Source organism: Methylacidimicrobium tartarophylax (genome assembly GCF_902143375.2).
GTDB lineage: Bacteria > Verrucomicrobiota > Verrucomicrobiia > Methylacidiphilales > Methylacidiphilaceae > Methylacidimicrobium > Methylacidimicrobium tartarophylax.
In genome coordinates this window covers 1-7,517 of record NZ_CABFVA020000069.1, presented here as the reverse complement: position 1 = coordinate 7,517, position 7,517 = coordinate 1, and the positions used below count along the sequence as shown (strand labels likewise).

At 60.4% G+C, this 7,517-nt stretch carries 8 protein-coding genes; 2 read left to right on the top strand and 6 right to left on the bottom strand.

Annotated features, from left to right (window positions below; genetic code table 11):
• Positions 1 to 47 precede the first annotated feature (47 nt).
• Genes MAMT_RS06290 through MAMT_RS06265 form a run of 6 tightly spaced genes read right to left on the bottom strand, consistent with a single transcriptional unit; the run spans position 48 to position 6,552 of the window.
• The gene (locus MAMT_RS06290) at positions 48 to 1,097 is read right to left on the bottom strand and encodes a vWA domain-containing protein (RefSeq protein ID WP_142660140.1); all 1,050 of its coding nucleotides are present in this window, start codon (positions 1,095 to 1,097) and stop codon (positions 48 to 50) included.
• Positions 1,094 to 1,897 carry a hypothetical protein gene (locus tag MAMT_RS06285; protein ID WP_142660139.1) on the bottom strand — a complete coding sequence of 268 codons (804 nt, stop codon included), beginning with the start codon at positions 1,895 to 1,897 and terminating at the stop codon, positions 1,094 to 1,096. The genes MAMT_RS06290 and MAMT_RS06285 overlap by 4 nt, the downstream gene beginning before the upstream one ends.
• Before the next feature lie 24 nt (positions 1,898 to 1,921).
• The gene (locus MAMT_RS06280) at positions 1,922 to 2,998 is read right to left on the bottom strand and encodes a vWA domain-containing protein (protein WP_142660138.1); all 1,077 of its coding nucleotides are present in this window, start codon (positions 2,996 to 2,998) and stop codon (positions 1,922 to 1,924) included.
• A gap of 3 nt (positions 2,999 to 3,001) precedes the next feature.
• Positions 3,002 to 4,534, bottom strand: a complete 1,533-nt coding sequence (locus tag MAMT_RS06275; protein ID WP_142660137.1) for a hypothetical protein — start codon at positions 4,532 to 4,534, stop codon at positions 3,002 to 3,004.
• A complete protein-coding gene (locus MAMT_RS06270; RefSeq protein ID WP_142660136.1) occupies positions 4,531 to 5,412 on the bottom strand; it encodes a DUF58 domain-containing protein in 882 nt (293 codons plus the stop codon). The genes MAMT_RS06275 and MAMT_RS06270 overlap by 4 nt, the downstream gene beginning before the upstream one ends.
• 6 nt (positions 5,413 to 5,418) lie before the next feature.
• Positions 5,419 to 6,552 (bottom strand): AAA family ATPase, encoded by a 1,134-nt coding sequence (locus MAMT_RS06265; protein WP_178086966.1) that lies wholly within the window; start codon positions 6,550 to 6,552, stop codon positions 5,419 to 5,421.
• 399 nt (positions 6,553 to 6,951) lie between these two features.
• Here MAMT_RS06265 and MAMT_RS06260 point away from each other — a divergent pair, with 399 nt between their 5' ends.
• Both MAMT_RS06260 and MAMT_RS06255 read left to right on the top strand, forming a co-directional pair.
• Positions 6,952 to 7,287: a transposase gene (locus tag MAMT_RS06260; RefSeq protein WP_178086965.1), complete on the top strand. Its 336-nt coding sequence runs from the start codon at positions 6,952 to 6,954 to the stop codon at positions 7,285 to 7,287.
• Positions 7,288 to 7,300: 13 nt separating this feature from the next.
• Positions 7,301 to 7,517: IS3 family transposase (locus MAMT_RS06255; RefSeq protein WP_142660133.1), on the top strand; the 217-nt coding region annotated here is incomplete at its 3' end.

Below are 7,517 nucleotides of genomic sequence, written 5' to 3'. Positions count from 1 at the left end.
CAAAAGCATCGGCGTCATCCGGGACCTGACACTCAAAAGAATTCGCTTTACTGGCGGCTCCAGAGAGTGGTCAACAAGAAAAGGATTCCCAGGCCGAGCGTCGCCAAAACTCGCCCCGCTTCCTCTCCGCCCGCCTCCGCTTCCCATTCGGGATGCATTCCCTGCTTCTCCAGCCGCTGCGCCACTGCGCGGCAAATCTCTTCCAACGAGATGTCTTTCGCTCGAAAGAAAAGGCCGCCTATCATTTCGGAGACGGTTTCCAGAGGAGGATCAAAGCGCGCGGTTCGAAGCAGCCCCTTCGATTGGAAGTCCTCCTCCAAGGAAACATCCCCCGAAGGCGATTCCGAAGGCACGGCCGCCTCGCGATCCCCACCCACAGCGACACAAACGAAAAGAACCCGAGGAGAAGCGGCTTGGACCTCTTTAGCAGTCTCGCCGATTTTGGCGATTGGAATCTCTCTCCCCTCCTCTCTACCCCCATCGGAAAGTAAAACCACCACCGGCATTGGACTTGCGGGAGGCTTCTGCGTCCATTCCGACGCAAGTGCTCGAAGCGGCTCGACTAGGTCCGTCCCCCTTGATTTTGGAACCGCCGTCGCGCTCTGGAGGTAATAGGCAAACTCATTGCGATCGGTGCTCGGTAGTAGCAACACCGAGGCGTCGCCCGCAAAGGGGATGATCCCAAACCGTGCGCCCGGGAAACTTTCAAACAACTTCGAACAGACGAGTTCCGCCCATTCTAGACGCGAGACGAAGCTATTCCCCACCCTCGTGGTATCCTGGGCGCGCATCGAGAGGGAAGTGTCGAGAAGGAGCCAGAATTCGCAGTGACGCCACTGCGCAGCCGGCGCTCCCCAACCCCAGCGCAGACCAGCCATGCCACCAGCGCTCGCCAGCAGAGCAAGACAGAGGAGAAGGCTCTCCCCACGGCGTCCCCACTTCGGCCAATGGTGCGCTCCCGGTCCCGAATCCAGCGTCCGACGCTCTTGCGCTAAGCTCAGTTCCCGGTCTCGCTGCCAGATGACGATCAGAGGCAAAACGGCACAGGGGACGAGGCCCCAAAAGTTCTCTACCTTCAGGAACAGCGACCCAATCACATCTTCCCCTTCGGAACCGACGGGGCATGCCCTTGCCGCTGAGGGAGAGGCGAGGCTTCCTCCGGCTTTTGGAGATCTTTTTTCCCCGGTTTCTCTCCCCCTGCTTGCACCTGCCCGCGGCCGAGTGTCGAGTGAAAGGTCGAGCCGAGCACTTCGAGGTTTTCGATGGTCCAAGGATCTTCCGGGGCTTCCTTGAGCGCGGCTGCGAGCTCCGAGACCGCAGCAAGCCAAGACTCCACCTGCCGCTGGGCATCGGTCTCCAAATCCGCAACCCAGGCATCCAAAAGCCCTTTGGCATAAAAGATCTTATGCCGACATTGCTCGCCGTCCGAAACGCCGACGGGGGGCAAGCCCGCGGCGAGCAGCGGGAACGCCTGAGTCCGCAAAGCCCGTAGCTGGCTCAGCAGCTTCGTCAGGTGAGGATGGTCGGACTCTTCCCGACGATAAACCGCCGCCTCTGCCGAGAGGGTAGACGCTTTCTGCAGGAGGACCCAGGCAGCTTCCCGCGCGATGCCCCTACGGATCTCCTCGGATAGCGACAAATCTTCGATGCGATCTTGAAATTGACGGCCCGCTTCGGAAAGTCCCTCTCCTCGCTCCGCCGCATCCCGAAGTCGTGCGACGGCATCGCGCGCTTCCCCCACTCTCTTTTGGAGCGAGACCTGGGATGCTTGCACCTGCCGCGCGCGCCAGACCTCGCTCCCTCGCCAAAAAGCGCCAATCAAAAGAGAAACAACCCCCAAGCCCAAGAGAAGCCAACCAACCCAGCTCCGATTTCTTCTTGCTCCATTGCCTTTCATGAAACGGTCTTTTTCCAGGGAACGTTATGGACCTCGTGGGATCGCCCGATCCCGGAACCAGACGGAGCCGACGAGCGCCGCACAGGCGAGCGCGAAGAGCCCTCCCTCCCAAGGGCTCCGTTCCGTGAGCTTCCACTCCATCCGAGGACGGGTCTCTTTGCGTGCGATCTCTTCATACAAACTTTGAAAGCCTTCTTCATTTTCCGGATCGATTCGAGTCATCGTACGGTAGGCATTCGTCGCGATTTCGGCCGGCAACTCCTCCACGCTCAAACAATAGCTGCGCACTCCAAGCGCACGGGCAAATTCCAAAACCCGAGCGGTGGGGAGGCTTTCGTTGCGCACCATTCCATCCGTAAAGGCGACGATCGCCGCATCCGAATGGTTTCCAAAGATCTTGCGAAGAGCGGCTCCGTCCGCAAGACGCGCACCTCGCCCCAGCGCCTCTTGCGTTTCCCTCCAATGGCGAAGAAGAATGGCATCCTTCCACCGGCCGGATCGCACGATCGCCTCCAGCCCGGCCCAGATGCCCATTCCAAGTTCCGTGCCCATACCCATGCCTGGATCTTTGGTGCTCACTGACTGGACAACTCGCTGGAGCCGGACGTTAAGCTCCCGCTCCTCTTCGCCCCGAGCGAGAGGTACGAGCGGCAGCCGAACGGCGGCACTTCCGGAAAACTCGATCAGCCCGACGCGAACACGTCGACCCGCGGACCCACGGCTGGAGGCCAAAAAACGGAGATTGGCTTGGCGCAAGCTTTCCTCCTTTTTCCCCTGCATGCTTCCAGAAAGATCGTCAACCAGGACGAGCCGTCTCTCCCAATCGGCCGCTGGAGCCAGCTCGCGATGCGCACCAATACGCCAAATCACGGAAAGAAGCGCTGCCCAAGCCACCCAAAGCAGGAAGAGCGGCAACAGCTCCGCCAGCAGCAGCCGCACCTTTTCCCGCCGGGGAAGAGCGAGCAACGTTTCCGCGTAAAGGGTGAGTCCGCCATGACGGCTCCAAGCTACCGGCCGCTTGCGACTCCGCTTCCACAGCCAAAACCAGATGGTGATCGGTCCCAAGAGCTCCGCAACATACCAGGCCGATTCCCGATTCATGCCCTAGCCCCTTCTAGCCCCTTCCCCCGCCTCGCCGTCGAGTCGAAGCAAAAGCTCGGTAACTTTTCTCTCCGCGGCACACCCGACGGATTCCTCCAGGGCCCCATCAGCAAAAAGGCTTTCGCTCTGCTCCAAGAGAGAGTGACAAAGACCTTGCGCCGGCCCAGAAAGCTTTCCGGACCGACCTTTTTCCAGCAACTGCCAAGCGAGCTTACGCACAGACGCCAGCTCCCGCTCCCGCTCCCAGCGTTCTCTCGCTTGCCGGATCAGAATCGTGCCGCTATCCCCCGAAGCCCTCGCCCCCATCGGCTCGCCCCAATGCGCATCCTTGCGGATCCGGTTTGCCCAGACGATCCAACCCCCTCCGGCGGCCATTAGGAGAGCGCCCAAGCTCAACATCAGCCACGGCCCCGGAGACTCTGCTTCGCGAACCGTGGTTGCCCGATCCACCCAGCCGGGCAGTAATTTGAGCGGATGAAGGGCGATCACCCCGCTGGCCAAGCCGATGACCCGCAATGTCAAGGGCGGAGCTTGAGAGGACCGAATTGGGTTATCCGCCTCCCGATAGGCGACAGTGCCCGGCTCGATCAGAAACTCCCCGCTACGATAGAATCGCAGCGGCAACCAGACCTGCCGGCTCGCCCCGCCGCCCTCTTCCCGCGGCTCGCCTCGTTCGAGAAACGACGGGAGAAGAGCCTCTCCGCTCACGGGTCGAATACTCAGCTCGGAGATGCTCCTCAACGGCGCATCCCGTTCGACTTGCGCGGTGGGATCTACCTTCACCATCAACCGGAGATAGATCAAGTTTCCCAAAAGGACGCTCATGCTTTCTCCCTCTTCCCCACCAGGGCGTACGAGGGCCGCCCTCACCTCGACCGGGCTGCGAAGCGCATTGAGCACAGGAATAGCCCAGCGAATTCCCTTCGCCTGAGAGAGGGCCAGCCGGCGGGCCACTAGAAAGGGATCGGGAACCTCGAGCACGATCCCCTTGCTTTCCCCCAGTTTCTCCACTCGGCCAGCCCAGCTGGCTCCAAAAAGATCAAGAAGATCGCGGTGGATGGCCCGACAGATCTCGTCCCTTTCCTGCAGCGAAAGTCGCGGATCAAAAGCGAACTCCACTCGGGGAAGAGGCACGCAGGGGCCCGCAGTTGTTTCCACCAACGGATAGGCGAACCGAATCGACTCTCGATTCCGCAAGGCGGCCGCCGTCGCGACGATCTTTTCTGGAGGCGGACTGCCCGGCAGGTTCAGGAGAACGCCGGCCCCATAGACCTCGATCTTCTCCTCCGACCATAGGTCGCCCAGCGCGGTCTTCCAGGCCTCTGTCCACTCGTGAGAGCCGCTGGGCAGAACACGCCGGATCTCTACGTAAAGTCGCGGGAGGCGAGCCACTGCACAGAAATGGAGCTCTCGATCAAAGAAAAAGAGATCTTCGTCTTTCCGCTGCTCTCCCCAAACCGTGTCAACGCCGAACGGGAACCCCATGCCCGCGATCCACAGCAAAAGGCTGAGCCCGATGGTCCACATGACTTTCATCCCAAGACCCTCCGTCGAAAGGCGGCCATCCGCCCAATCCGCTCCCTCGCGGAATCCCCCTCCTGGACGATCTCCCACTCCAAGCCGCGCCGAAATCCGAAAAAAGCGAGTCGACTCGACAGTTCCCGCAACCGTTCGGAGGCATGCGAAGAAAAGGTTTCTCGGAACCGCCGGGAGCCGAGTGGGGCGCGCAAGGAGAAACCGGAGGGATCTCGAAACGTCCAGAGCGCCTGCGCGGAAGGCAACTGTAATTCCCAGCGGCCTGCTAGCGCGAAAAGAATCACCTCCCTCCCCGGAGCCCGCAAGCGGGGAAGGAAGCGCTCGAAGGTCTGGTCGAGAAAAAGGCAGCAGATCGGCAGAAAGAAAACGACCGCTGAAGCAAAGGCCAGCCACGGTCGCACTGCTTCCAATAATTTGGGAAGCTTCCCCTCACGTTCCTCCTCCTCTTGCAACACGCGCTTCAGCTTTGCCAGGATCCGATCTTTCCAAGTCGGTCCCGCTTGCAGAGGCTCCCGGACCAGCCCCGACCGCAGGCCGGCAACGAGTCCGATCAGGCTTTCCGGGTCCGAATAGAGGATCTCCTCCGACAAGAGCTTCGCGAGCTCGAGGGCGATGCTTCCCAGCGGGGAAGCTTTCCCGCAACAGCCCCCTTCCACCATAAGAAGACCCGGCGCGCGCGCTTCTTCGGCCAGCCGCACAAGTTTCTCTCCCCATCGTCGAGAGCTGATCCAATCGATCCAGCGGACATCCTCCCCCGCCCGAGCGTCTCGAAAGGCTTCGAACTCCGATCCGCCGGGGATCGGATTGGCCGGCCACGCTCCCGACATTGGCGAGGCGAGCCGCCGCCGGGGGAAAAAGCCGAAAGGAGTGGACGCCATGACATGCTACTCGAGATCCGGGACCCGAGAGACAATTTCCTGCAACAGGTAGCGGACGACGATCTCCCTGGGCAAAAGAGCGGTGAGGCTCGAAAAGCCGCGTCGATCTTGCTCCGATAACCTTCCGAACAGATGCGGTGCAAGTTTCGGGCAGAACACCTCCAGCTCTTCGGAAAGCCGAATGCGATGGTTCATGACATCCGCATAGATCTCCCGAACGTCAGAGGGAGCCACCCAAAGCCGGGGGATCTTACCGCTTTGGCCGACTTCGCTCCCCCGTAGGAAAGCCACTACCTTCGAGGCGCCAAGCAGCCCTAAAGCAGGCCGTTCCGCCAAATAGCCGGAAAAGAGGAGGGAAAGAGGAACGCCGGCCAGAGCCTCCAAATCCTGCCGGACGGGCGCCAGCCTCGCCTCCAGATGCTCCACCTCGGTAAGCCGAACCAAATACTCCTTGAGCAAGCGGCTCGCCTTTACTTCCGCCCAGACAAAAGAGCGGATCTCCTCGAACTCCTCGGGGGTCAGCGGCTCTTTTGCCTCATCCTCGGCGATCTTCGCGTCGAGAAAGCCTTCCGCCCGCTCCAAAAGCCGAACCCGCTCCTCCTGCTGCAAAGGCACAAAGAAGATCTGAAAAAGCGAGCGATCCCGATCGGCATCTCCAATCTGGTAAAGGCCGGAGACTTCCATCGGGTTGAGGGTCATGAAAATGATGTTTGGCCGAGGGAGAGGAAAACAGCGTTCCTCGCCAAAGGTGACCGAGACAAAGCCCTCGATCTTTGCCTGCAACACCCCGCTGCGCGCTTTTTCGGGAGCCCGGTTGTATTCGTCGCAAAGGACGACGTTGGCAAAGAGAGGACCTCTTTCGAAGACGAGGCTTCCCTCCTTTTCCACAAAGCTCCCCGTGAAATCTCTGGGCAGAAGGTCCGCCGTGCATTGAATGCGGCTAAAGGTGCCGCCGATCGCCTGGGCCAGAACTGATGCCATCGTGCTCTTACCGGTTCCCGGCAGGCCGATAAACGTGCAATGCCCGTTGGCCGGAAAGCCACCCACGTTGGGTTGAAAGACCGAGAGGGAGCCCACCAGGCCGCGAAAGACAGCCGCTTCCTGTCCCACGATCACGCGAGTCACCCTCCGCCAAATCATCGATATTCTTCGCTGATAATGGAGGTGCCTTTCCCGCATCCACTGGGGATTTTGCCTCTCCGGAGAACAGGTTTCCTCGCCTTGGCTCACGTGCTCCACGGCTTCCAAAGAAAGCCTGAACGAAAAAAAACGCAACGAGAATTCCTCCAAAGCCATTCACGCATATCGCCGGTTGAGTGGACCCCGATGGCAAGACAGATTTCTTCCGAATTTAAGCTGCATCTATTACTTTAGTCGCAGCGGAACAGCGCTGCCCTGTTGTTGCGCGGGGAGAATCCCCGGATCGCTTCCATTCCCACCTTCGCCTCAAACTCCGCGCTATGTGCTTTGCGCTTCCTGCCTTCGCTCATGCCATCACCCATCCTAAGATGACTGAAGTGCTCCCTAAAAATCCGACCGGTGGTTAAGCTAAGAAGGAAGCCCACTGGAATCACAGACAAGACAAGCAAACGGACGCGTCGTCGGCACAGCGCGGAGTTCAAGGCCAAAGCGGTCGTCGCGGCGCTGCGCGAGGACAAAACGATCAACCAATTGAGCACGGAATTTGGGGTGCATCCGGTCGTGGTCGGGCACTGGAAAAAGCAAGCGCTGCTGGCTTTGCCCGGATTCTTTGGCCGGCGGCTGGAACGCGAGACCCAAGCCGTCGAGTCGCGGGAGCGGGAGCTCTTCGAGCAGATTGGACGGCTGGAGGTGGAAAACCGCTGGCTTAAAAAAAAGTTCGGCCCTCTCACTTGAGGCTCGTCGCGCCATGATTGACAGTCGAGGGAAGCTATCCGTGCGCCGCCAATGCGAGTTGCTCGGGCTGGACCGCAGCGGGCTTTACTACCAGCCGGTGGGTCCGGATGCCGAGGAGATCGCGTTGTGTCATCGCCTGGACGAGCTTTACACGGCGCATCCGTTCTACGGAGTGCGGCGGATGACCGAGGCGCTGCGGCGCGAAGGCTCCACCGTGAATCCCAAGCGGG